General features: G+C 58.4%; 22 protein-coding genes and 2 pseudogenes. 9 read left to right on the forward strand and 15 right to left on the reverse strand.

Going from position 1 to position 22,999, the window contains the following annotated elements; genetic code table 11:
- The first annotated feature begins 4 nt into the window (after positions 1–4).
- Both RYA97_RS14605 and RYA97_RS14610 read left to right on the forward strand, forming a co-directional pair.
- Entirely contained in the window at positions 5–1,420 is a 1,416-nt protein-coding gene (locus RYA97_RS14605) for an MBOAT family protein (protein WP_316892640.1), read from the forward strand.
- Positions 1,421–1,431: 11 nt separating this feature from the next.
- Positions 1,432–2,571: an alginate O-acetyltransferase AlgX-related protein gene (locus tag RYA97_RS14610; RefSeq protein WP_316892594.1), complete on the forward strand. Its 1,140-nt coding sequence runs from the start codon at positions 1,432–1,434 to the stop codon at positions 2,569–2,571.
- A gap of 54 nt (positions 2,572–2,625) precedes the next feature.
- On the opposite strand, the gene RYA97_RS14615 is transcribed toward RYA97_RS14610, so the two are convergent.
- Positions 2,626–3,087: an RES family NAD+ phosphorylase gene (locus RYA97_RS14615; protein WP_057401296.1), complete on the reverse strand. Its 462-nt coding sequence runs from the start codon at positions 3,085–3,087 to the stop codon at positions 2,626–2,628.
- On the reverse strand, positions 3,084–3,533 hold the full coding sequence (locus RYA97_RS14620; RefSeq protein ID WP_004663867.1) for a DUF2384 domain-containing protein: 450 nt from the start codon (positions 3,531–3,533) through the stop codon (positions 3,084–3,086). Before RYA97_RS14620 ends, RYA97_RS14615 begins: the two co-directional genes overlap by 4 nt.
- A gap of 267 nt (positions 3,534–3,800) precedes the next feature.
- Here RYA97_RS14620 and RYA97_RS14625 point away from each other — a divergent pair, with 267 nt between their 5' ends.
- The 3 genes from RYA97_RS14625 to aroA all read left to right on the forward strand — a co-directional run bounded on the left by RYA97_RS14625 (position 3,801) and on the right by aroA (position 6,644).
- Complete coding sequence (locus RYA97_RS14625; protein WP_011167792.1) at positions 3,801–4,805, forward strand: response regulator; 1,005 nt, start codon at positions 3,801–3,803, stop codon at positions 4,803–4,805.
- Positions 4,806–4,808: 3 nt separating this feature from the next.
- The gene (locus RYA97_RS14630; RefSeq protein WP_002556144.1) at positions 4,809–5,291 is read left to right on the forward strand and encodes a PAS domain-containing protein; all 483 of its coding nucleotides are present in this window, start codon (positions 4,809–4,811) and stop codon (positions 5,289–5,291) included.
- Between the two features lie 96 nt (positions 5,292–5,387).
- On the forward strand, positions 5,388–6,644 hold the full coding sequence (aroA, locus tag RYA97_RS14635) for a 3-phosphoshikimate 1-carboxyvinyltransferase (protein ID WP_005746506.1): 1,257 nt from the start codon (positions 5,388–5,390) through the stop codon (positions 6,642–6,644).
- A 21-nt stretch (positions 6,645–6,665) separates the two neighbouring features.
- Here the strand turns inward: aroA and RYA97_RS14640 are convergent, their stop codons facing one another.
- Positions 6,666–7,328, reverse strand: a complete 663-nt coding sequence (locus RYA97_RS14640) for a ChrR family anti-sigma-E factor (RefSeq protein WP_005733971.1) — start codon at positions 7,326–7,328, stop codon at positions 6,666–6,668.
- The gene (locus tag RYA97_RS14645) at positions 7,328–7,840 is read right to left on the reverse strand and encodes a sigma-70 family RNA polymerase sigma factor (protein WP_004642487.1); all 513 of its coding nucleotides are present in this window, start codon (positions 7,838–7,840) and stop codon (positions 7,328–7,330) included. The genes RYA97_RS14640 and RYA97_RS14645 overlap by 1 nt, the downstream gene beginning before the upstream one ends.
- A gap of 334 nt (positions 7,841–8,174) precedes the next feature.
- Between RYA97_RS14645 and RYA97_RS14650 the strand changes: the two genes are divergently transcribed.
- Entirely contained in the window at positions 8,175–8,744 is a 570-nt protein-coding gene (locus RYA97_RS14650; RefSeq protein WP_162181468.1) for a hypothetical protein, read from the forward strand.
- 33 nt (positions 8,745–8,777) lie between these two features.
- Here RYA97_RS14650 and RYA97_RS14655 read toward each other — a convergent pair whose 3' ends face one another.
- From RYA97_RS14655 to RYA97_RS14690, 8 genes are all read right to left on the reverse strand, one after another.
- On the reverse strand, positions 8,778–9,647 hold the full coding sequence (locus RYA97_RS14655) for an aldose 1-epimerase (protein WP_010192706.1): 870 nt from the start codon (positions 9,645–9,647) through the stop codon (positions 8,778–8,780).
- Positions 9,622–10,605: an EamA family transporter gene (locus RYA97_RS14660; RefSeq protein ID WP_005777914.1), complete on the reverse strand. Its 984-nt coding sequence runs from the start codon at positions 10,603–10,605 to the stop codon at positions 9,622–9,624. The genes RYA97_RS14655 and RYA97_RS14660 overlap by 26 nt, the downstream gene beginning before the upstream one ends.
- A gap of 82 nt (positions 10,606–10,687) precedes the next feature.
- Complete coding sequence (locus RYA97_RS14665; protein WP_005746510.1) at positions 10,688–11,968, reverse strand: TRAP transporter large permease; 1,281 nt, start codon at positions 11,966–11,968, stop codon at positions 10,688–10,690.
- Positions 11,969–12,496 (reverse strand): TRAP transporter small permease, encoded by a 528-nt coding sequence (locus RYA97_RS14670; protein ID WP_002556153.1) that lies wholly within the window; start codon positions 12,494–12,496, stop codon positions 11,969–11,971.
- A 62-nt stretch (positions 12,497–12,558) separates the two neighbouring features.
- Positions 12,559–13,584: a TRAP transporter substrate-binding protein gene (locus tag RYA97_RS14675; RefSeq protein ID WP_002556154.1), complete on the reverse strand. Its 1,026-nt coding sequence runs from the start codon at positions 13,582–13,584 to the stop codon at positions 12,559–12,561.
- Positions 13,585–13,640: 56 nt separating this feature from the next.
- On the reverse strand, positions 13,641–14,525 hold the full coding sequence (locus RYA97_RS14680) for a glucurono-1,5-lactonase (protein WP_016980933.1): 885 nt from the start codon (positions 14,523–14,525) through the stop codon (positions 13,641–13,643).
- A gap of 56 nt (positions 14,526–14,581) precedes the next feature.
- The gene (locus RYA97_RS14685) at positions 14,582–15,409 is read right to left on the reverse strand and encodes an NAD-dependent epimerase/dehydratase family protein (protein ID WP_005777917.1); all 828 of its coding nucleotides are present in this window, start codon (positions 15,407–15,409) and stop codon (positions 14,582–14,584) included.
- Between the two features lie 191 nt (positions 15,410–15,600).
- Positions 15,601–16,869, reverse strand: a complete 1,269-nt coding sequence (locus tag RYA97_RS14690; protein WP_010192718.1) for an OprD family porin — start codon at positions 16,867–16,869, stop codon at positions 15,601–15,603.
- A gap of 465 nt (positions 16,870–17,334) precedes the next feature.
- Between RYA97_RS14690 and RYA97_RS14695 the strand changes: the two genes are divergently transcribed.
- The gene (locus tag RYA97_RS14695; protein WP_005777922.1) at positions 17,335–18,099 is read left to right on the forward strand and encodes an SDR family NAD(P)-dependent oxidoreductase; all 765 of its coding nucleotides are present in this window, start codon (positions 17,335–17,337) and stop codon (positions 18,097–18,099) included.
- Between the two features lie 138 nt (positions 18,100–18,237).
- On the opposite strand, the gene RYA97_RS26535 is transcribed toward RYA97_RS14695, so the two are convergent.
- The gene (locus RYA97_RS26535) at positions 18,238–19,101 is read right to left on the reverse strand and encodes a methyl-accepting chemotaxis protein (protein WP_371217771.1); all 864 of its coding nucleotides are present in this window, start codon (positions 19,099–19,101) and stop codon (positions 18,238–18,240) included.
- A gap of 39 nt (positions 19,102–19,140) precedes the next feature.
- Positions 19,141–20,211: pseudogene (locus tag RYA97_RS26540) on the reverse strand (methyl-accepting chemotaxis protein); the annotation flags it as partial.
- Positions 20,212–20,537: 326 nt separating this feature from the next.
- Between RYA97_RS26540 and RYA97_RS26545 the strand changes: the two are divergent.
- Positions 20,538–21,512 (forward strand): annotated as a pseudogene (locus RYA97_RS26545) (cache domain-containing protein); the annotation flags it as partial.
- Between the two features lie 117 nt (positions 21,513–21,629).
- Positions 21,630–22,418 carry a methyl-accepting chemotaxis protein gene (locus RYA97_RS26550; protein WP_371875228.1) on the forward strand — a complete coding sequence of 263 codons (789 nt, stop codon included), beginning with the start codon at positions 21,630–21,632 and terminating at the stop codon, positions 22,416–22,418.
- A gap of 77 nt (positions 22,419–22,495) precedes the next feature.
- On the opposite strand, the gene RYA97_RS14710 is transcribed toward RYA97_RS26550, so the two are convergent.
- Entirely contained in the window at positions 22,496–22,759 is a 264-nt protein-coding gene (locus RYA97_RS14710; protein ID WP_005747060.1) for a hypothetical protein, read from the reverse strand.
- Positions 22,760–22,999: the final 240 nt, after the last annotated feature.

Here is a 22,999-nt window from a genome sequence, read left to right on the forward strand (position 1 = left end):
CGTTATGGTATTCGCCTCGCTCGAGTTTCTGATGGTGTTCCTGCCGGCTTTTTTGCTGGCCTATGCCGCAAGCCCTGCGGCGTGGCGCAACGTCGTTCTGTTGATCGGCAGCTGGCTGTTCTACGGCTGGCTGAGCCCGCTGTTTCTGAGCCTGCACATCGTGTTGACGATCGTGGCCTGGGTCGGCGGTTTGCTGGTCGATCGGGCGCGGCAAGGCTCAACAGGGCGGGTGCGTCTGCTGGTGGCACTGATCGTGTTCAACACCGCCGTGCTGTGCTGGTACAAATACGCCAACATCGTCGCCGGCAGCTGGAATCAGCTGATCACGTATTACGGAGCTATGCCGCTGCAATGGCAGCGCGTGGCGTTGCCGGCCGGGCTGTCGTTCATCGTGTTGCAGGCGATTTCCTATCTGGTGGATGTACATAGGCACACCGTGCCGGTCGAGCGCAGTTTCATCAATTACGCGACCTACATCTCGATGTTCGGCCACTCGATTGCCGGGCCGATCATCCGCTATGACTGGGTGCGCCGCGAGTTGGTGCAGCGTCATTTCAACCGCCTGAATTTCGCTCTGGGCGCACGCCGTTTCATGATCGGCATGAGCATGAAAGTGCTGGTGGCCGACACCTTGTCACCGTTGGTCGATGTGGCGTTTCACTTGCCCGAGCCGTCTCTGGCCGATGCCTGGATCGGCTGTCTGGCGTACTCGCTGCAACTGTTCTTCGACTTTGCCGGTTACAGCGCCATGGCCATCGGTCTTGGGCTGATGCTGGGCTTTCACTTTCCCGAAAACTTCAACCGGCCGTACCTGGCCAGCAGCATTCAGGACTTCTGGCGGCGCTGGCACCTGTCGCTGTCCAGCTGGTTGCGCGACTACCTGTACATTGCCTTGGGCGGCAACCGGCATGGCGTCTGGAACACCTATCGCAACCTGTTTCTGACCATGGCCATCGCCGGTCTGTGGCATGGCGGCGACAGCTGGAACTACCTGTTGTGGGGCGCGGCACATGGCGTGGCGCTGTGCGTGGATCGCGCCTGGTCGCGCTCCAGCCTGCCCACTGTTCCCAAACCATTGGCGCACGTGTTGACGCTGCTGTTTGTGTGCCTCGCCTGGACGCTGTTCCGCGCCCCGGATTTTGCCACTGCGCTGACCATGTATGCCGGACAGTTCGGCCTGCATGGCCTGGGGCTGGGCGATGCACTGGCCGTAACCCTGCGCCCGGCGCACGGCATGGCGGCGCTGCTGGGCGTGGCCTGTGTGCTCGCGCCGTTGTTGCAGGTTCGCGTTGAGCAGCGTTTCGCCAACCACCCTCTGTTCGTAGCGGGCGCCGCATTGTGGCCGGTGGCCGGCTTTCTGTTGTCGTTCGCGCTGATTGCCAGCCGCGAGACAGTTCCTTTTCTTTACTTCCAGTTCTGAGGTCAGTGGCCATGACTGCTCCGTCTGCTGTACCGCCTCCGCCCAGCGAACTGGCCGTGCGCACCTGTGGCGTGGCGGGAATCACACTGGTGGCTTTCATCGGCGTCGGCTTGCTGGCCTCGTGCATGCTGCTGGCCAGCGGCAAGGTCGAGTTGCTGCCCAAACCCCTGACCCTCGATGCAGCGCTGCATGGCGAGGTGACTCACAAACTGGCCAAGCAACTGTCAGGGACTTTTCTGGCGCAGCGTGCAGCGAATATCGAGCGTGGCGCAAGCTGGTTGCTGTTTCACGACACCGGTCCGCGGGTCCGTCAGGGGTGTCCGGGCTGGCTGTTCCTGACCGATGAATTCAGGCTCAATCGCGACGCGCAGGCCAATGCGCAACACAAGGCGCAGGCGGTTATCGATGTGCAACGCAGCCTGAAAAAGCGCGGCATCGACCTGCTGGTCGCCGTGGTGCCAGACAAAAGCCGCATTGCTGCCGCCCAACTGTGCGGGCTTTATCGCCCCGAGGTGCAGCAGGCCCGTGTTGTGCAATGGACCAACAGCCTGAAGGACGCCGGTGTTGATACGTTGGACCTGACCACTACCCTGCAACCGCTGGGTGACACAGCCTACCTGCGTACCGACACACACTGGAGCGAAAGCGGTGCCAACGCGGCCGCCAGAGCGCTGGCACTGCACCTGCGCAAAGCCGGCTTTCAGGCCACTCCGCAACGGCAGTTTCAAACCAGCATCGCCCCGATTGCCGAGCGCCCCGGTGATCTGGTGCGTTTAGCGGGTCTCGACTGGCTACCGCTGTCGTTGCAACCCGCGCCGCAAAGCGTAGCCGCCACGCAAGTCACCGAGCTTGCCAGTGAAGCAGCGTCAGGCGGCGACAACCTCGACGACCTGTTTGGCGACAGCAACCTGCCCAACGTCGCCTTGATCGGCACATCTTTCTCACGCAATTCGGGCTTTACCGGTTTTCTACAGCGCGAACTCGGCGCACCGATCGGCAGCTTCGCCAGGGACGGCGGCGAGTTCTCGGGTGCAGCCAACGTCTATTTCGACAACCCGGCCTTTCGCCAGACCCCGCCAAAGCTGCTGATCTGGGAAATCCCGGAGCGGGATCTGCAAACGGTTTATGAGGTGATCAACCTTCGGCCATAACGCTATCAAATTCGCACCTGACGCTATCGAACAACTGGCTGCCCTGTATCAATCTCATTTCAACCGCGGATCAACCACAAACTCCAGCTCCTTGGCCGTTGCCACAACGGCCAGGAATTCCGGGTGCTGGACGTTGAGCAGGTAATTCGATTCACGCGGGATGATCACGCTGGGCACGGCCAGTGCCAGGCTCTGACCCGAGGCAAGCCAGTCGTCGCCGAACGAGGCTGTTGCCGGTGGTGCGGGCTCTTCGCGCCAGTCGGGAGGCAGGGTGTCCGGCCGTGCATTGAGGATGTGCTCTTCGCCAATCTGCAGCTCAAGCATGGCGTAATGCCGGGCCACGCCAGCGTTGCCCAGGTGCACCAGCACTTCCAGCAGCGCCAGCGATTCGCTGCCTGCGCAGTACACACAGGCGTTGCCTTTGCTGTTCCAGCGTCCGCCATAGAGCTTGGCGCCTTCACCGTCGAACGCCTGAGCCAGCCATTTGCGCTTTACCAGTCGATAGACTGCAATCACGCCACGACACCGTGTTCCAGCCTGCCGATCAGGTCAAGCACTGCCTGCGCCTCGGCCGAGGTAGCGAGCATTTCCAGCGGCCTGCGATTACCCAGCCCATAGACCGGGTTGGCCAGCCACAGACGGGTCGCTTCGGCATCGTCTTCGAACAGGTCCAGCGCCGCTTTGTAAACCGCTGCCAGGCGGAACAGACGATCGCTTTCCTCGGCATTGAAGCGGCGCACCTTGAGGCGTCGCTGCAAGGTGGCGGGAGCGATGCCCAGATGCTCGGCCAGGGTCGAGCGGTTCAGGTCGGTGTAATGCGCCAGACGCTCGAATACTTCATACGGCAAACCGTCGTGCAGCGCCGAGTACAGGCGCGTGCCACGGGCCGGAATACCCAGATGCTGCCAGAAATCGTCCTGCCGGGGCAGGGCCGGATGGTAGTCGCTTATGGGCAGAGACATGGACACACCTGTCTATCGAGTGATTACTATTAAATCTATCACTTGATAATAGGCTGGTTTGGGTGGTCGCGGTAGTGATTTGCAGCAACAGAAAGCGACTTAAATTACAGAAACTGCAAACATCGCCGACTTAAGGCTATAGGTTTAGTTTGAATGTTGCTGATCGAGCGTTATAGGCTCAGTGTCAGTCGATTTCGATAGTGCTGTCGAACGTATACGTGCTGTCCGCCGTTGTCAGCCTGATTTTTTTGCAGTGAGAACCACACGATGTCCACGCTTGCACTATTGATATGCGATGACTCGAACATGGCGCGAAAGCAGCTTTTGCGTGCCCTGCCTGCTGATTGGGATGTATCGGTAACGCTCGCTACCCAGGGGCAGGAAGGTCTGGAAGCTATCCGTAAAGGCCAGGGCCAGGTGGTGCTGCTCGACCTGACCATGCCGGTGATGGACGGTTACCAGACCTTGACGGCGATTCGTGCCGAAAACCTCGACACCAAGGTGATTGTGGTGTCGGGTGACGTGCAGGACGAAGCGGTGCGCCGGGTCATGGAGCTGGGCGCGCTGGCGTTTCTGAAAAAACCTGCCGACCCGGACGAACTCAAGAGCACGCTGGAACGCCTGGGCCTGCTGGGCAAGCCGGCGGTGTCACCTGTTGCGCTGCCGGCCCTCAACAACAAGGGCGGGGTGATCAGCTTTCAGGATGCCTTCCGCGAAACCATTAACGTTGCCATGGGCCGCGCTGCGGCGTTGCTGGCCAAGGTGCTGGGCGTGTTCGTGCAGTTGCCGGTGCCCAACGTCAACATGCTCGAAGTCGGCGAGTTGCACATGGCGCTGGCCGATGCCCACGCTGATCAGCGTTTGACGGCGGTGTGTCAGGGCTACATCGGTGGCGGCATTGCAGGTGAAGCGCTGCTGATTTTCCATGACTCGGAAATCTCCGGCATGTCGAAACTGATGGGCGACGATAACTCCGACAGCTCCAACATGGAGATGCTTCTGGACCTGTCCACGATCCTGATCGGTGCCTGCCTGAGCGGTATTGCCGAGCAGATCGACATCGCGTTTTCGCAAGGCCATCCACAGTTGCTGGGCGCGCAGGGTGGCATCGACGAGCTTATTCGTATTAATCAGCAGCGCTGGAAAAAGACCCTGGCGGTTGAAATCAGTTACAGCGTAGAAGGCCATAACATTCATTTCGATCTGTTGATGCTGTTCACCGAAGACTCGGTCGAGCTGCTTACCAAAAAACTCGCCTACATGATGAGCTGACCCATGAGCAACGCTATCGAAATCAACGAGCTCCATTGGTTGCTGGCCGTCACGCAGAACATTGACGTAGGCATTGTGGTGCTGGACCTGAACTATCGGGTGACGGTCTGGAATACTTTCATGGAAAACCGCTCTGGCGTGGTGCCTTATGTGGCCATCGACAAGACCTTCTTCGAGTTGTTTCCGGAGGTCAACCGCCAATGGCTGAGCAAGAAAATCGATAACGTCGTGACCCTTGGCACACCGGCATTCACCATCTGGGAACAGCGGCCGTATCTGGTGCGCTTCAAGAATTACCAGCCGATCACCGGGCACGAAGAGTTCATGTACCAGAACACCACGCTGTTTCCGCTGCGTTCAACCACCGGGGCGATCAGCCATGTGTGCCTGGTGATCTATGACGTCACCGACGTGGCAGCCAACCGCAATCAATTGCAGGCAGCCAATGACAAGCTGCAGCAACTGTCGGGTGCTGAACAAAAGTAAACGGCTGTCTGGCTCGTTGGGGCAGCAAAACCGCACTGCGGGCTTGATCCCGCTCGTGCTAGGATCGCGATTTTTCCGCTGACGCTCAGGGACATCATGCGACCTCAAGCCACCCTCACTGTTTTGCCTGTCGAGCGCCCGCTGGTCGGGCGCGTCAGCCCGCCGGGCTCCAAGTCGATCACCAACCGCGCATTGTTGCTGGCCGGGCTGGCCAAAGGCACCAGCCGCCTGACCGGCGCGCTGAAGAGTGACGACACCCGCGTGATGTCCGAAGCACTGCGTCTGATGGGCGTGCAGGTCGACGAGCCGGATGACAGCACCTTCGTGGTCACCAGCAGCGGCCACTGGCAGGCACCGCAGCAGGCACTGTTTCTCGGTAACGCCGGAACCGCAACGCGCTTTCTGACCGCTGCACTGGCCAACTTCGAAGGCGACTTTGTGGTCGATGGCGACGAGTACATGCGCAAGCGCCCGATCGGCCCGCTGGTCGATGCCTTGCAGCGCATGGGTGTGGAGGTCAGTGCGCCCAGTGGCTGCCCGCCGGTGGCGATCAAGGGCAAAGGCGGTCTGGAAGCCGGACGTATTGAAATCGATGGCAACCTGTCCAGCCAGTACGTGTCAGCGTTGCTGATGGCCGGAGCCTGCGGCAAGGGCCCGGTCGAAGTCGCCTTGACCGGCAGCGAGATTGGCGCACGTGGTTACGTCGACCTGACCCTGGCGGCTATGCAGGCCTTCGGCGCCGAGGTTCAGGCCATCGGCGAAACCGCCTGGAAAGTCTCGGCCACTGGTTATCGCGCTACGGACTTCCATATCGAACCGGATGCATCGGCGGCCACCTACCTGTGGGCCGCCCAAGCATTGACCGAGGGCGATATCGACCTCGGCGTGGCGAGCGACGCATTCACTCAGCCTGATGCCCTGGCCAGTCAGATCATCGCAAGCTTCCCGAACATGCCTGCTGTAATCGACGGTTCGCAAATGCAGGACGCGATTCCGACGCTGGCGGTACTCGCCGCCTTCAACCGTCAGCCAGTGCGCTTTGTCGGCATCGCCAATCTGCGGGTCAAGGAATGTGACCGTATTTCAGCATTGTCCCACGGCCTGTGTGCCATCGCGCCGGGCCTTGCTGTAGAGGAGGGCGACGATCTGCTGGTGCACGCCAACCCGGCGCTGGCAGGCACCACGGTAGACGCATTGATTGACACCCACTCCGACCATCGCATCGCCATGTGTTTTGCGCTGGCAGGCTTGAAGATTGCCGGTATTCGCATTCTCGACCCCGATTGCGTCGGCAAGACCTACCCGGGTTACTGGGATGCACTGGCTTCGCTGGGGGTGCGTGTTCAGCGCTGAGAGCAGCTATGGAGCCGTTTTTCAGATCCCGAAGAACGGCTGCATCATCCGCGCCAGCAGCCCGTGAAAGCGCAGCCTTGATTCTGTCGCCAGTACGCAGATGCATTCCCGGTCAGGGTAAGCGATGGGCTGGTGCTGGATGTGGCTGTCCAGATCGGCCACATCATTGAGCGCGAACGCTCCCTGTATGTCGTGATACGCGCCCTTGAGCACCATAGTCATCTCGCCGCTTTCATGGCTGTGCACCGGCATGCTGACGCCGGGAGCGATTTTCAGCAGCATCAGGTTGCCTTGTTCAATACCTTGCGCACGTACTCGTTGCACGCCAGGAACCAGTGTCTTCCACTTCAGTGTGCTCAGTTGCCGACCGAAATGCGCGTGCATGCAGACAGGCAGCAAGTCCGGGTCCTGATTGGCTGCCGGCGTCGAATACATTGCCGGCTCAGCGCCCGTTTGCCGTTCATCGAGGCGCGCCAGCATTGCTGACCTGCCCTTGAGCGGCACCACGCTGCTGGTGTGCTGCTGCATCAATACACCGCCAATCTCTTCGGCTTGCCTGAGTCGCGCACGGCACTCGGCACAGCGTTCAAGGTGCGCCGCAGTCACCACCGCAAGGACCTGCGACAGCGCCCCTGCTGCATAGCTGACCAGCGTCGCGTCATCCGGATGATGTCGTGGGCTCATCATGATTCCTCTATCCGCGAACGCAATTTTTGAAACGCCAGGCGCAGGCACGATTTCACCGTGCCCAGTGGCATACCAAGGCGTTCGGAAATTTCCCGATGGCTGAGCGCTTCAAAATAAGACATTCGCAATACCCGGGCCTGATCGGTGGGCAGGTTCTGAATGGCAATGTTCAGTTGTTGCTCCTGGCGCTGGCTGTAATCGAGCGTTCGATCTACCGGGGCCTCCAGGCGCTCGAGTTGTTCCAGCGAATTCTGCACCTGCACCCAGCCGCGGTCCTTGCGCACGCTGTCGATGTACAGGTTGCGGGCGATGCGAAACAGCCATGTCCCCAAGCTGGCCTTGGTCGGGTCGAAGGAATCGGCCTTGTGCCACAGCTTGAGCAGCACTTCCTGCACCAATTCTTCGGCTTGCCCCTCAGGCACATTCAGCCCGGTCAGATAACGTAACAGGCGCGGCGCGAAGTGATCGTAGATGCGCATGAAGCTTTCGCGGTCCCTCTGGCGGGCCACGGCGGCGACTTCATCAATCCAAAGTCGGGTTATTGTCGATTCGCTGTGAGGGGGGGACAAGTGACAGAAGGTCCTGAGACTGGCAGTAGTGCGCATGATCCACCTTCTGATCACCATTGTCTGGTTTTGGTTCGCAATGCAGAGGTGTTACGCAACGGGATGGGGAGTGGATCACAGGATATGACGAGCGGCGTGGAGGAATTTTACAGGTGCTGCCATGACAATGACCACGGGCCAGTCATGCAGACAGTCGCTGTCATTTCTGCCAGTAGCGCTATGAGCAGCTGGCTGCTTAACCTGTGATCTGGATGCTATCAAGGTCAGGGAGACCATTATGGACACTCACGTTGCACGTGCTTCATCTACGCTGGCCAAGCTGGCGTGTGTACTGCTGGTTATCATTTGTATGGGGCTTCTTTTTGCACCTTGGCGAGCTCAGGCTGAGGCTGTAAATCTGGTTACCTGTACAGGAACCCATACTACAAACTGGTCGCCAGGATTGACCAACACCAGTAAGACGATTGTTGTATCGACGACGAGCAGTTGGAACCCGTGTGTTTCGCTCTCATTCCCTTTGGTTACCAGCGCTTCGTCCAGCGAAAGCTTCCAGTCTACGTTTTCCTGCAAGTCGTTACTGCTACCAACGTCCAGCAGAACATGGGTCATTAGCTGGAGCGATGGAGTCACCAGCACTTACAAATTCAACGCGACGATCAATAATATTGGTACTTTGAACACGACCATTGTTGGTGTCGGGACAATTGTGGATGGCCGTTATAAAGGCGCCAATGCGACAAGTACATTTTTACTTGGCAATCTTCAGTCAACGTTGGACAACAGCTGCGACACCGACACCGGCGTTACCCTCGTCAGCGGTCTTTCAACACTGTTGATTACCCCGTAACGAAAGGCATGGAGCATGCACGCATAAAGCCTGCTACAAGGGCTTGTAGTGCAGACTGACCCTCAACTCCATCGACTCGCCTTGCCGCAACAGCTTCAAACCAGGATGCCCAGGCAAATGATGGGCATTCACCGGGTGGCTGACCGGCTCGAAGCAGAAGAAACCCAACCCCGGTGGGCAGAACACCAGAAAGTAGTCGCTGCCAGTGGCCTGACAGTGCAGTTCATAGCCCAGGTCCGGCTGGCTGATGATGCTGTGGCCGTCCCAGCCGGTGAAACCGTTGTCCAGTCGTGCTTCAGGCAGCGTATTGCTGTGCCGGAAGTCCCACTCGGCGGGTAAGTCCTGCAACTCGGCAGGCAAGCCAGCGTCGTCGCACATCCATACCTGCGCAGCCTTGGCCTGCAAGCGTGTGTGGGGCGTGCGCGGCAGGTAAGGGTGCAAGCCCAGCCCGTGCCAGGCGGCACGACTTTCCAGGTGGGTGGTGGTCAGTTCGATGCTCAGCTTGCCGTCTTGCAGGGTGTAGCGCAGTTGCGCGCGGTAGGCGAACGGCGTCTGGCTGTCGAGTTGCAGGCAGACCTGCTCTGCGGTCTGCTCGATAACACTCCAGACCTGTTGCCAGGCGCTGCCATGAATCGGCAATGGGTCGTTGGCGCTGTTGGCGGCCAGTGCGAGCCAGCCATCCGGCGTGTCGAAACCGCCGTTGCCTATCCGGTTAGACCAGGGTGCCAGCGGGTAGCAGGCCAGTCGGCGAGGTGTACCGGCAGCCAGTGCCAGTTCGTCGCTCGGGCGCAGCAGGGGGTGCCCGCTGGCCAATACGGTCCAGTTGACGATACTGCCACCGATGTCGGGAGCCAGAGTGAGGCGGGTCAGGCCATCTTCAAGGGTCAGTACGTTCGCGGGCATGATGCAAAACCTTCTTGGATGATGGGCTGGATGGTTGAGAGGCAGATGGCGTGGCGCGCCGCCAGGTCAGCAGGACGATACCGCTGACGACGATCAGCCCGCCGATGACCTGGCCGCTGCTGAGTAACTGATCAAGAATCAGCCAGCCGAACAGCAGGCTCGCCACCGGCTCGATGTTCATCACCGGCGCATTGCGGGCGATGTCCAGCCGCGCCATGCAGATGAACAGCAGCGAAAAGCCCAACCCGTAGAGCACCACCAGACTGGCCAGCGCAGTCCAGCCGATGCGGCTTGACGGCAGATCCACGCCACCGGGCAACAGGCCACTGGCACCGGCCAGCGCAGCCGCCGCGAACACCACGACCATGGTCAGCATACTGCGCACAGTGCCGCGCATGCTGGCCAGTTTGTTGTCGGTGATCCATAGCGCAAAGGCGAACACCACCGCTGCGGTAAACGCATAGGCGATACCTTCCAGCCACTGCGGTTCGTTGCTGCCAGGGTTCGACAGCCGCTGCGGCACATCCAGCGCCAGCGTCAGGCCGAACAGAATCAACGCCATCAGGCCTGCGGCACGTCGTGTGGGCCTTGCGCCGCCCAGTGCCCAGGTCAACAGCGCCAGCAGAATCGGCGAGACGTTGACCACCAGCAATGCCAGAGCCACCGGAATACGTGCTACCGCCGAATAAATGCAAAAACTCTGAGTCGCGATCAGCAAGCCCAGAAGTAATTGCCAGCGCCAGGTGCTGGCAGGAAGACTGAGCTTTTCACGTTGCCAGAGCACCAGACTGACCAGCACCAGCAGGGTCACGCCGGAGCGGCAGAGAATGGCCAGCAGCAAGCCGGTGTCATGATCGAAAGCGATGCGTGCCGCAATGTGGTTGCCGGCAAACGAACAGGCCAGCAATGCCAGGATCAGCACGGCAATGTGGCGGGGGAACAGGGCAGGGGCAGACATACGCAACCAGCCTCCTTGGCTGGACAACAGAGGTGCATACCGGAGCGGTTTGAGCGCTCCGGTAGCGTTGCAACTGATGACGTTAGAGCACGACGCTCGGCAGCCACAACGAGATGGCGGGAATGTAGGTGACCAGCATCAACACCAAAAACAGCGCGACGTAGAACGGCAGCAAAGCTTTCACGGTGGCTTCGATAGTGACTTTGCCCACCGCGGCACCGACGAACAGCACCGCACCCACCGGCGGTGTTATGAGCCCGATCCCCAGATTGACCAGCATGATCATGCCGAAATGCACTGGGTCAACGCCGACACCGACGATGACCGGCAACAGGATCGGAGTCAGGATCAGAATCAGCGGGGCCATGTCCATCACAGTGCCCAGCAGCAGCAACATGACGTTGATGCACATCAGGATCACGTAGCGGTTGTCCGAAAGGGTCAGGAACGCCGTGGTGATCTTCATCGGGATTTCCATCAGCGTCAGGATGTACCCGAAGCTGGCGGCAAAACCGATGAGGATCATCACGATGGAAATGGTCCGTGCGGCCCGGTGCATCAGCTTGGGCAGATCGCGCCATTTGTAGTCGCGATAGATGAACATGGTGACGAAGAACGCCCAGAGCACGGCAATGGCGGCCGACTCGGTGGCGGTGAAAATACCCGACAGAATGCCGCCGAGAATGATGACCATGGCCATCATGCCCCAGAGCGCTTCACCGGCAATTTTCAGCGCCTTGCGCAGCGGAATCACTTCACCCTTGGGGTAATTGCGCTTGCGCGCGAAAATCATGCACAGGCCCATCATCACTGCGCTGAGCAACAGACCCGGCATGATCCCGGCCATGAACAGCGAAGCAATCGATACCGTACCGCCTGCCGCCAGCGAATAGAGCACCGAGTTATGGCTGGGTGGCGTCAGCAAGGCCTGAACCGAGCCGCTGACGGTCACTGCCGTCGAGAAGTCCCGAGGATAGCCGTTGCGTTCCATTTCCGGGATCAGCACTGAGCCTACCGAAGCGGTATCGGCCACCGAGGAACCCGAAATCGCGCCGAAGAAAGTGGATGCCACAATGTTGACCAGCGACAGCCCACCGCGCACGAAACCCACCAGCACAGCAGCAAAGGCGACCAGCCGTCGTGACATGCCGCCTTCGGCCATGATTGCCCCGGCCAGCACGAAGAATGGAATCGCCAGCAGCGAAAACTTGTTCACGCCGCCCGCAATCTGGATCATCAGCGCATCGGCTGGAATATCGATCCACCAGGCGCCTATCAGGGCCGAAAGCCCCAGCGCATAGGCGACAGGCATGCCGATGAGGATCAATGCGATGAAGCTGCCCAGCAGTATAAAAGCGTCCATTTATGCGGCACCTTCGCTTTCTTCAATGACATCGAAGCGCATCACCGCGCGATGACTCTGGTCGCCCAGAAACAGTCTTTCCAATACGAAAATCAGGGTTACGATGCCGCCGATGGGGATTGGCAGGTAAGTGATGCCGACCCTCAGAAACGGTAGCTCGCCGACAAACTGATTCCACGTGGTAGCGCACAGCTTGAAGCCCTTGAAGATCATGAACAGGGCCACGATTGCCATCAGGATCTGCACGACCATCGAGGCGCTGCGACGCACCTGTTGCGGCATACGGTCCACGGCCATCGAAACGGCCATATGTGCACCGGCGCGGTAACTGGCGGCAGCGCCGAAGAAGGTAAATACCACCATCAGCAAAATGGCCGTGGGTTCCGGCCAGCTGGAGCCGCTGCCGAGTATGTAACGGGCAAAGATGCCCCACGGGATGATCAGGGTCATGATCAGCACCGACAGACCGGCAATGCCGATGCAGACCCGATAAATCGTGTCGTTGATGCGCAATAGCGTATTTTTCATTGGGCTCACCACTGCGGCGGCGAACGAGCTTTCACTCATTCGCGCAGCATAATCGGACAGGCTTATTGGGCCGCTTGGGTGCTCGGTGCAGCCAGTGCCGGATTGGTCTGGACCGCTTCGATGCGGCTGATCAAATCCTTGTAGGGCGCACCGAATTTGTCACGCACCGGCTGGGTGGCGTCGTAGAAGGCTTTCTTCTGCTCCGGCGTCAGGGTGATGAACTCCACGCCTGCTGCCTTGAGTTTGGTTTCTGCGTCGGCCGAAGACTTGTCCCACAGCGCGCGCTCTTCCATCTGAGCTTCACGCGCGAGCTTTTTCACCAGCGCCTGTTGTTCCGGCTTGAGCTTCTCCCAGGTGGCTTTCGCCATCACGATGGGCTCGGGCAGAATCAAGTGCTCGGTAATCGTGAAGAACTTCGCGTTCTGGTAGTGGTTGTGCTGGAAATAGGTCGGCGGGTTGTTTTCCGCACCATCGATTACGCCGGTTTGCAGGGCGCTGAAGATTTCGCCAGTGGCCATGGCGATACCGTTACCGCCCATGTCGTTGATGGTTTCGATGAATACCGGGTTGCCCTGAACACGGATCTTCATGCCTTTGAGGTCGGAAATCTGGCGTACCGGTTTCTTCGTGTACAGGTTGCGGGTGCCGCCATCCATCCAGGCCAGTGCGACCATGTTGAATTGCGAGTTGGTGATCTTGTCGAGAATTTCCTGGCCGATCTCGCCGTCGATAATCGTGCGCATGTGCGCTTGATCACGGAACACGAACGGCAGGTTGAAGACGTTGACGTCCGGCACGACCGGGCCGACGATGCCCAGGCTGACACGGGTCATCTGCACGGCACCACTCTGGACCTGTTCAACGACTTCCTTCTCGGAGCCGAGCACGCCGCCAGCGTACATCTTGAAGGTAATCTCGCCCTTGGATTGCTCTTCGAGTTTCTTGCCCATGTTCTGTTCCGCCACGACCGGCGCGTAGCCTGCGGGGTGAACCTCGGCGAACTTGATTTTGACTTCTGCCTGAGCCATGCCTGACACGCAGAAGGCCAACGGAAGTGCAGCGATGAGAAGCTTGCGTTTGAAATCCATGGATATCTCCGATTTTGTTATTTTTGGTCGAGCTATGGGATTTTCGTTGGGCACTGTCAGCCCTGAAACTCGGGTTCCTTCAGGCCTTTGACACCAGGGCGCAAAGCGAACAGACCACCGGCGAATGGCTGGTCGCTGATATCGCCACCCGGGCGAATGGACGTTACGAACAAGGTATCGAGATTGGGGCCGCCAAAAGCGCACATGGCCGGTTTTTTAACCGGCACGACCAGCGAGCGGTCGAGTTTTCCGTTGGGCGTAAAACGGTGGATCAGGCCCGCGTCATTGCCGCAGATCCAGTAGCAGCCATCGGTGTCGATTGCTGCACCGTCAGGGCGGCCCAGGTGGTGGTTCATGTCCACGAACAGGCGACGGTTGTGCGGCGTGCCGCTATCGGCGTCGTAATCGAAAGCCCAGATCTTCTGCACGCTGGGATGCGAGTCGGACAGGTACATGGTCTTGCCGTCCGGGCTGAACGCCAGGCCGTTGGGGACAATGAAGTCCTTTAAATGTGCATCGAGTGTCTTCTGCCCGGTGCTGTAGCGATACATCGCACCTACCCCTGCGCCTGCTGCCATGTCCATCAGCATGGTGCCGGCCCAGAAGCGTCCTTGCCGGTCGCATCGGCCATCGTTGAAGCGCATGCCTGTCTGTGCATGTTCGACGCTTGCCAGAAGAGTACTGATCAGGCTGCCGTCTTCGCAGGGCTGCAGATGATAAATGCCGTCTTCCATCCCCGCAATCCAGCCGCCGCGGCTGTCGGCTGCGATGCAGGCCAGCATCTGCGGCGCTTTCCAGCTGCGTATGCTGCCATCGGCGAAGCTCCAGCGCAGTAAGGTGCCCTTTGGAATATCCACCCAGTACAACGCTTGGTCATGTGCACTCCAGACCGGGCTTTCGCCAGTGGCGTTTTGTGCATCTACAATCAGTTCGGCATCCATGACAGGTCGTATCTCCAACGTTCTGCAACCAGAGTTCTGTAGTCGGAAGGGGGTGTTTATTGATCGCCGAAGGGGCCGGAGGCCACAAACGCACCGCCCTGATAAACCATCGCCGGGTCGTCAGCCGCAGGCTCCGGTTGGGCTTCAACCTTGGCGCGGAAAATTTCCGAGCTGTCTTTGGGGGTGTAGTCCAGTTTGCTGGCGAAACGGTTGTCCCACCATACGGTTTTGTTGTCCGAAACACCGTAGACCACTGTATGACCGACGTCTGGCGTGTACAGGGAGCGCTCGATCAACTGGGTCAGGTCGCCAAAGCTCAGCCAGGTGCTCATCATTCGACGGTTCTGCGGTTCAGGGAACGACGAGCCGATGCGGATGCTGACGGTTTGGATGCCGTAACGATCGAAGTAGAAGCTGGCCATGTCTTCGCCGTAGGACTTGGACAGACCGTAGTAGCTGTCCGGGCGGCGCGGGGAGTGCGCGTCGATGGTTTCGGTCTGCTTGTAGAAACCGATCACGTGGTTGGAACTGGCGAAGATTACGCGTTTAACGCCATGACGACGGGCCGCTTCATAGATGTGGAACACACCGCAGATGTTGGCACCAAGGATTTCCTCGAACGGCCGTTCGACTGACACACCGCCGAAGTGCACTATCGCGTCCACACCTTCGATCAGGCGGTATACGGCGTCCTTGTCAGCCAGATCGCAGACCTGAACTTCTTCACTGTTATCTACCGCCGGTGCCATCTCGGCAATGTCGGACAGGCGTAGCACGTTTGCGTAGGGGCGCAGTGTTTCGCGCAAGACCTTGCCCAAGCCACCTGCCGCACCGGTCAGCAGGAGGCGATTGAAGGGAGTTTGAGTGGTATGAGCCGATGCCATGAGAAAAGTCCCGATTGTTATTTTTGTCATCTGTTGTCGTATGACTTGCCGAATTATCGGCACCGCATACGCTGATTGTCAACGCGGCCAAAGTATAAAAACGACCTGTGTGCCCGCCTGTGCAGACACATTTGTAACAAGGCAAAACCTGCCCCTGTAGATGGGCTTTCAGGCAGGCTTCGCCACAGGTTTCACAGCAGCGAAATAGGGTAGCTGATGAACACGCGGTTCTCGTCGAACTCATTGGTGCTGAAGTCGCGACGCAGGCTGGAGTTGCGCCATTTGACGTTCAGGTTCTTGAGTGCACCGCTTTGTACGGTATACGCCAGTTCAGATTCTCGTCCCCATTCCTTGCCGTCGGTGATGTTGCCGGTATGCACATTGTCGCCGCTGATATAGCGGTTCATCAGGGTCAGGCCGGGTACGCCGAGCACTGCGAAGTTATAGTCATGGCGTAACTGCCAGGACCTCTCCTTGGCGTTGTCGTAGCTGGAGTTGTAACTGTCGTTGGCCAGCGTGCCGCCGCTGGTGCCGTTGACGCGCATCCACGCCGTATCGCCGGTGAGCTTTTGCAGGCCGACATAGAACGTGCTGCCGCCATAGCGCGCCGAGAGCAATGCGTAAGCGGTCTTGTTGTCGAGATCGCCGGCCAGTTTGTTTCCGTCTTCCTTGCCGATGAAGTAACCCAGGTTGGCCCCCAGGGTCCAGTCGCCGACCGGCTGGCTGTGCAGCAGGTTGAAAAACTGCTGCTGGTAGATGTCCTGCAGCTCCGAGTACCAGACACCTACCTGGGTACGCTTGTCGTTGAAGACATACTCGCCGCCGCCGAAGTTGAAGCGATCGGACGTGAAAGCGCCTCGGCCGTTCATCGACATGTCTTCCATGCTTGCATCGTTGCGCGGGCTATTGCCGCGGAATTGCCCGCCATACAGCGTCAGGCCGTCGATCTCCTTGGACGTCACCTGGCCACCGCGGAAAGTCTGCGGCAACGAACGACCGTCATCGGAGCGCAGAATTGGCAGCACCGGCATCCATTCACCGACTTTCAGTTCGGTTTTGGAAACCCGCGCCTTGCCTGCAACGCCGAGACGGCCGAAATCATCGGCCGGGCGACCGTCGCTGTGGATCGGCAGCAACTGAGTGCCCCCTGTGCCTTTGCCACCATCGAGCTTGAGCGAATACAGGCCCAGCACGTCAACCCCGAAACCGACCACACCCTGGGTGAAGCCCGACTTGGCGTCGAGAATAAAGCTTTGTGTCCATTCCTCGGCTTTGCTCTGCGGAGCTGCGCTGTTGGGAAAGGCCGGGTTGGTGAAGTTGCGGTTGAAGTACGCATTACGCAGCGTAAGTGTGGCTTTGGTATCGTCGACGAAACCCTCTGCCATGCCGAGCATCGGGAAAATCAGTGTCATGCCGCCAATACCCAGCAGGATGCGTGAGCGGGAAGTGTGAGATGTCATTATTGTTTTGCTCCCTTGTTTATCGAAACCGTCCTCTTTTCTGGCCGCGCGCAAGCAGCAGCCGACACCTTTGAGGATTACGTGATGCCTGTTGCCAGGCATGGCCTCGACCGACAGACGGCCGAGTACCGTTCGCCATGTATCAGCGAATGTTATGAATCTGAAAGGATGTCGGGTGCTGCGAAACTGTCGGAACAGATGAGGCTTCGATAATCGGTGGAGCAGACGTACAGACGAGAGTTTTCATGGTTGGCCCAGTCTTGTTTTTATTTTTGGCGTTATAGGTTGTCGTACAACCGCGGTGATATTTGCAGCGCGGCCTCGGTTTGTCAACGCGCTGTTAGTCGAGGTTTACCGATTCACCTGATTTTTAACCCCTCGTAAGGCAGTGAATGATTTGGACTGAACGCTGTGTGCAACCGGGCAGTCCACCTCATAACCCCATTATTTTTTTGGAGCTGCTGCATGAATCGTTTCACCCAGAAAGTTGTTGTCGTGACCGGGGCTGGTTCCGGGATCGGCGAAGCCACCGCCAAGCGTTTTGCCCAGGAAGGTGCAAGCGTTGTACTGGTCGGCCGTAATCGCGACAAACTCGACAAAGTGGCCACGCAGCTGGCGGGCGGAGGGCATTTGGTCCGTGCTACCGATGTGGCGGACCCCAGCGATGTGGAAGCGCTGTTCAAGGAAGTCGCCACGCATTTCGGCCGTCTGGATGTATTGGTCAACAACGCCGGTATCGTCAAATCCGGCAAAGTGACGGAGTTGGGCGTAGACGACTGGAAAGAACTGATGTCAGTGGATCTGGATGGCGTGTTCTATTGCACCCGTACCGCCATGCCGGCGCTGATCGCCAGCAAAGGCAACATCATCAACGTCTCGTCGGTTTCCGGCCTGGGCGGCGACTGGGGCATGAGCTTCTACAACGCGGCCAAAGGCGCAATCACCAATTTCACCCGCGCGCTGGCGATGGACCACGGTGCCGACGGTGTGCGCGTCAACGCCGTCTGCCCGTCACTGACTCGCAGCGAACTGACTGAAGACATGCTCGGCGACAAGGCACTGATGGCCAAATTCATGGAGCGCATCCCGCTGGGGCGTCCAGGTGAAGCTGAAGATGTCGGCGATGTAATCGCCTTTCTGGCAAGTGAAGACGCACGCTTCGTGACCGGCGTGAATTTGCCGGTGGATGGCGGATTGTCCGCGTCCAACGGACAGCCGCCGCAAGCTTGATGCCGTCGACGAGAGTCATATGCCCGCAGCCCGGAAACGTTCCGGGCTGCTTCGCTACGTTGAATGCAAACCTGTGTTTACACCTGCCTGAAACAAACAAGCCCGGCAAAAGCCGGGCTTGAAGGTTGCTACGGGAGGTCAGATCCGGAAGTGGCTGACCATCGTTTGCAACTGCCCGCCAAGGCGTGCCAGTTCGACGCTGGAGGCAGCGGTTTCTTCGCTGGCCGAGGCGGTTTGCTCGGACACATCGCGGACGTTAACGATGCTGCGGCTGATTTCCTCAGCTACGGCACTCTGCTCCTCGGCGGCGGCAGCGATCTGCTGGTTCATTGCCTGAATGTTGGAGACCGTCTGGGTAATACTGCCCAGCGATGTACCCGCTTGACGGCTGAGCTGTACGCTGCTGACGGTCAGTTCGCGGCTGCTGAGCATGATGCTGGACACCTGGCGCGTGCCGCTTTGCAGGGCTGCAACCAGTGTTTCAATCTCGACTGTGGACTGCTGCGTGCGTTGTGCCAGGCCGCGGACTTCGTCGGCAACCACGGCAAAACCACGCCCGGCTTCCCCGGCGCGGGCCGCTTCGATGGCTGCGTTGAGGGCCAGCAGGTTGGTTTGTTCGGCCACAGCCTTGATGACGTCCATGACCTTGCCGATCTTGTCGCTTTCCTGCTCCAGCTGGTTCATGGCATCGGCCGAGCGACCCACTTCGTTGGCCAGACGCTCGATCTGCACAATCGCTTCGCCTACGACTTTGTCACCGTCACGCGCTTCGCGGTCGGCGTTGGACGCTGCCTGCGAGGCCTGTTCGGCGTTACGAGCCACTTCTGCAACCGTTGCCGACATCTCATGCATGGCGGTGGCCACCTGGTCGGTTTCGACTTTCTGGCTGTTGACGCCGGCGCTGGTCTGCTCGGTAACCGCTGACAGCTCTTCGGCGGCACTGGCAATCTGCACAACGCTGTCGCGGATACCGCCAATCAGCTCGCGCAAGGTGCTGCCCATGCGTTGAATGCCTTGCTGCAGAACGCCCAACTCGTCACGACGAGTGACTGCCAGGGTCTGGGTCAGGTCACCTGATGCAATACGGTCGACCACTGCCAGAGTTTCCTGCAATGGACGGGTAATCTGCCGGGTGATGATCACCGCTGCAATCATGCCCAGAATAATTGCCAGCAGCGTACAGGTGATCTGCGTGGTGCGAGCCTGTGCGCTTTCCTGATCGCGGCGATCCAGTTGCAGTTGGTACATGGCTTCGCTGATCTTGACGATATCCTGGCCCTGTACGGTCATCTCCTTACGAGCCTGAGCGATGTCGGCAGTTGCGGCCTTGAAGCTCTGCAGGGCTTTGCGGTACGCGGCCAACGAGGTTTCCAGCTGCTTGAGCTGATCAGCCTGGGTGCCGCTGAACGTCGTTTTCAGCGTGTCCAGATCCTTGATGGCAGAATCCAGCCTTGCAACGGCGGTCTGTTCAGTTTCTGCCGTAGGGTTGGTGGTGTAGCCACGCACCTCATAACGCGCGAGCCTGAGGTTTTCCTTTGCATCGGTGACGATCTGGTATTGCTCGAACCGATTGGCATCGGCAGGGTCCATTTTTTTCACTTCAGCCTGAAGCAGCTCAAACACATCAATGCTTTTGCCGGCATTCGTGCTCAGCTCATCACGCGCCACAATGCTGGCCTTGTACCCGCCGCGCATGTTGTTCAGCGATTTCTGGTAGTCAGCGATCACCACTCCCAGTTGCTCGAGCATTTTCACGTTTTCGGGACTTTTGAACGAGGTCAGCAGCTTTTGCTGATAGTTCTTGAAGCCGTCCAGCGAGACCTGAACGGTCTCTGCGACTTTCTCGTCGCCGTCAGCGACCATGTATTGCAGACGGGTCACACGCAGTTTGGTCAACTGGGAGTTGAGCGAAGTAATGTCACTCATCCAGTTGCTGCGATTGATCAGTCCGCTCATGCTGGTCCAGCCAGTCAGCGCAAGAATCGCAGTAAAAACAAGTACTAGACCGAAACCGAGGGCCAGTTTCATATTGACGCTGATGTTTGCAAACCAGCTACTCATTGAATTCTCCAACAACAGCCATTTAAAAGCAGTAGAGCCCCTGAAAGGCATGGCATACAGGTCAGGGGCAGGGGGTGGTATACAGACACTATCGGCAGGTGGTGGCCAAGCTGAAATAAAAAAAAGAGAAAGTTTCAAAACGCTTGAAATACTTTTTCAGGCCCTATCGTTCACGGCAATGCACCGCTATAAAGAGTCGCTGAAAAGACTGAAATAGAGCGCCGCCTCTCATGGGGTGCGGCAAAATATTGTCTATGCTCGCGACAGTGGAAACCTTACCCGCTTCAGGTTCATTGCTTTTGCAGTGCGTGACATTTTTACGTCACAAGTTGTTCTGGCATCTGAGCCTTCTTCCCGTCACGTTGAGATGCCTTGTCATGAATTTGAAGTTTCGTCATAAAATTCTTCTGGCTGCGGCCGGTGTTGTGGTGTTGGCCTTTGCCTTGTTCACCCTGTACAACGACTACCTGCAACGCACCACCATCAATCAGAACCTTGAGTCCTCGGTGGGCCAGGCGGGTCAGTTGACGGCCAGCAGCGTTCAGAACTGGCTGAGCGGACGCATTCTGGTGCTGGAAAACCTCACCCAGAACGTAGCCTTCCAAGGGGTCAATTCCGACCTGAGCGGGCTGGTGTCGCAGTCTTCGCTGGTGTCGACCTTTCAGTTCACCTACGTCGGTGACAGCAAAGGTGTGTTCACCCAGCGGCCCAATGTCGATATGCCGGCTGGCTACGATCCACGTCAGCGGCCCTGGTACAAGTCCACCGTCGACGCCGGAAAAACCATTCTCAGCCCGCCTTATCTGGCTTCCGTGGGCGGCCTGGTGGTGACTATCGCCAGCCCGGTCAAGACTGCAGGCCAGATAACTGGCGTGGCTGGCGGTGACCTGAGCCTGGACACGCTGGTCAAGATCATCAACTCGGTGGAGTTCGGCGGGCTCGGTTACGCCTTTCTGGTCAGCGGGGACGGGCAGATCATTGTCAGCCCGGACAAGGAACAGGTGATGAAAAACCTCAAGGACGTCTACCCGGGCCAGCCCCTCAGTCTGGATGCGCGCCTGCGTGAGGTCACGCTCAATGGTCAGCAGAGGTTGCTGTCGTTTACCCCGATCACCGGGCTGCCTTCGGCCGACTGGTACATTGGTCTGTCGATCGACAAGGACAAGGCTTATGCACCGTTGAGCCAGTTCCGCAGCTCGGCGATGGTCGCCGTACTGATTGCGGTGGCCGTGATTGCCTTGCTGTTGAGCCTGCTGATCCGTGCGCTGATGCGGCCGCTGACCGACATGGGTCGTGCGATGCAGGACATCGCCCAGGGCGAGGGTGATCTGACTCGTCGTCTAAGCATTCAGGGCAAGGACGAGTTTGCCGAGCTGGGTGGCTCGTTCAATCAGTTCGTGGAGCGCGTGCACGCGTCCATCGCTGAGGTCTCCTCCGCAACACTGCAGGTGCATGACCTGTCGCAGCGAGTGGTCAATTCCTCCAACTCTTCAATCGTCGGCTTTGACGAGCAGAGCGCCCGTACCAACAGCGTTGCCGCTGCGATCAACGAACTGGGCGCAGCCACTCAGGAGATTGCCCGCAACGCCTCGGACGCTTCGATTCAGGCCAGTGAGGCCCGCACCCAGGCTGAAGACGGTCAGGTGGTGGTCGAAAAAACCATCCACGCCATGAGTACGTTGTCCGCCAAAATCAGCGACTCGTGCACGCAGATCGAGCAGCTTAACGCCAGTACCGACAACATCGGCCACATTCTGGACGTGATCAAAGGCATCTCGCAGCAAACCAACCTGCTGGCGCTCAACGCTGCCATCGAAGCGGCCCGTGCAGGTGAAGCCGGACGTGGTTTTGCCGTGGTTGCCGACGAGGTGCGCAACCTTGCTCATCGCACGCAGACATCGGCTGATGAAATTCACAAGATGATCGGCGGGCTGCAAACCGGGTCTCAGCATGCCGTGCTCAACATGAATGAAAGCCAGGTGTCGAGTCAGGAAAGTGTCGAAGTTGCCAATCAGGCGGGCAGTCGTCTGCGCGATGTAACGCGCCGCATTGGTGATATCGATGGCATGAACCAGTCGGTTGCCGCTGCCACGGAAGAGCAGACCGCGGTTGTGGAAACACTCAATATCGATATCAACCAGATCAACACACTTAATCAGCAAGGTGTGGCCAACCTTAATGAAACCCTCAAGGATTGTGCCGCGCTTTCGCAACAAGCCGGTCGTTTGAAGCAACTGGTCGACAGTTTCAAGATCTGACCGTACATCCAGTAACAGAGGTCGGACCCTTTATACGGGGTCCGACTATAAAAGCCTGCTCGATGGCAGGCTTTTTTTCACAGATCTTTTTTAACCTCTTTATCGACATGCTTGTCAGCCTTGTGACGTTCCTTGTCATCATGCTTTGCACCTTTGTCGACCTCGTCAGCATCATGCTTGACGCCCTTGTCCACTTCTTTGGCGTCATGATCAACACCCTTATCCAGTTCACGGTTATCGTGTCGGACGCCCTTTTCCAACTCACTCTCTGCAAAGGCCGCGGGCGCCACAGCGCCAGCGAGGAAGAGAGCGGCAGTCATTGAGAGTACGAGTTTGCGCATGCTTTGCTCCTTTTGAAAAATGCTGGCCCTTCATGAACCATCAATTTCCAGCATAGACCAGACAGACGACGTTGAGGGCTGTGATTCAGCTTCGCAAGCCAAGGAGTTTAAGGACCGTCAGTCCACATAAACATTCGGACTGTAGCTTCATTGCATCCTCGGCAATGCTATTGGTTTCAAGCGACGAAATAGCCCTCCTTCAAAGTTTGATTTATTTTGGAAACGGCTCATCTGCCAATG

The organism is Pseudomonas syringae group sp. 26L6, from assembly GCF_032587815.1.
GTDB lineage: Bacteria > Pseudomonadota > Gammaproteobacteria > Pseudomonadales > Pseudomonadaceae > Aquipseudomonas > Aquipseudomonas amygdali.

Bases quoted from the DNA above. Each gene is read 5' to 3' on its own strand.
- RYA97_RS14655 (WP_010192706.1), bottom strand. From the start codon at position 9,647: ATGCCCGCGAACGTACTGACCCTTGAAGATGGCCTGACCCGCCTCACT.
- RYA97_RS14650 (WP_162181468.1), top strand. From the start codon at position 8,175: ATGGACACTCACGTTGCACGTGCTTCATCTACGCTGGCCAAGCTGGCG.
- RYA97_RS14690 (WP_010192718.1), bottom strand. From the start codon at position 16,869: ATGACATCTCACACTTCCCGCTCACGCATCCTGCTGGGTATTGGCGGC.
- RYA97_RS14680 (WP_016980933.1), bottom strand. From the start codon at position 14,525: ATGGATGCCGAACTGATTGTAGATGCACAAAACGCCACTGGCGAAAGC.
- RYA97_RS14625 (WP_011167792.1), top strand. From the start codon at position 3,801: ATGTCCACGCTTGCACTATTGATATGCGATGACTCGAACATGGCGCGA.
- RYA97_RS14675 (WP_002556154.1), bottom strand. From the start codon at position 13,584: ATGGATTTCAAACGCAAGCTTCTCATCGCTGCACTTCCGTTGGCCTTC.
- RYA97_RS14665 (WP_005746510.1), bottom strand. From the start codon at position 11,968: ATGGACGCTTTTATACTGCTGGGCAGCTTCATCGCATTGATCCTCATC.
- RYA97_RS14670 (WP_002556153.1), bottom strand. From the start codon at position 12,496: ATGAAAAATACGCTATTGCGCATCAACGACACGATTTATCGGGTCTGC.
- RYA97_RS14685 (WP_005777917.1), bottom strand. From the start codon at position 15,409: ATGGCATCGGCTCATACCACTCAAACTCCCTTCAATCGCCTCCTGCTG.
- RYA97_RS14660 (WP_005777914.1), bottom strand. From the start codon at position 10,605: ATGTCTGCCCCTGCCCTGTTCCCCCGCCACATTGCCGTGCTGATCCTG.
- RYA97_RS14630 (WP_002556144.1), top strand. From the start codon at position 4,809: ATGAGCAACGCTATCGAAATCAACGAGCTCCATTGGTTGCTGGCCGTC.
- RYA97_RS14605 (WP_316892640.1), top strand. From the start codon at position 5: ATGGTATTCGCCTCGCTCGAGTTTCTGATGGTGTTCCTGCCGGCTTTT.
- RYA97_RS14640 (WP_005733971.1), bottom strand. From the start codon at position 7,328: ATGAGCCCACGACATCATCCGGATGACGCGACGCTGGTCAGCTATGCA.
- RYA97_RS14610 (WP_316892594.1), top strand. From the start codon at position 1,432: ATGACTGCTCCGTCTGCTGTACCGCCTCCGCCCAGCGAACTGGCCGTG.
- RYA97_RS14710 (WP_005747060.1), bottom strand. From the start codon at position 22,759: ATGCGCAAACTCGTACTCTCAATGACTGCCGCTCTCTTCCTCGCTGGC.
- RYA97_RS26535 (WP_371217771.1), bottom strand. From the start codon at position 19,101: ATGGGCAGCACCTTGCGCGAGCTGATTGGCGGTATCCGCGACAGCGTT.
- RYA97_RS14695 (WP_005777922.1), top strand. From the start codon at position 17,335: ATGAATCGTTTCACCCAGAAAGTTGTTGTCGTGACCGGGGCTGGTTCC.
- RYA97_RS14620 (WP_004663867.1), bottom strand. From the start codon at position 3,533: ATGTCTCTGCCCATAAGCGACTACCATCCGGCCCTGCCCCGGCAGGAC.
- aroA (WP_005746506.1), top strand. From the start codon at position 5,388: ATGCGACCTCAAGCCACCCTCACTGTTTTGCCTGTCGAGCGCCCGCTG.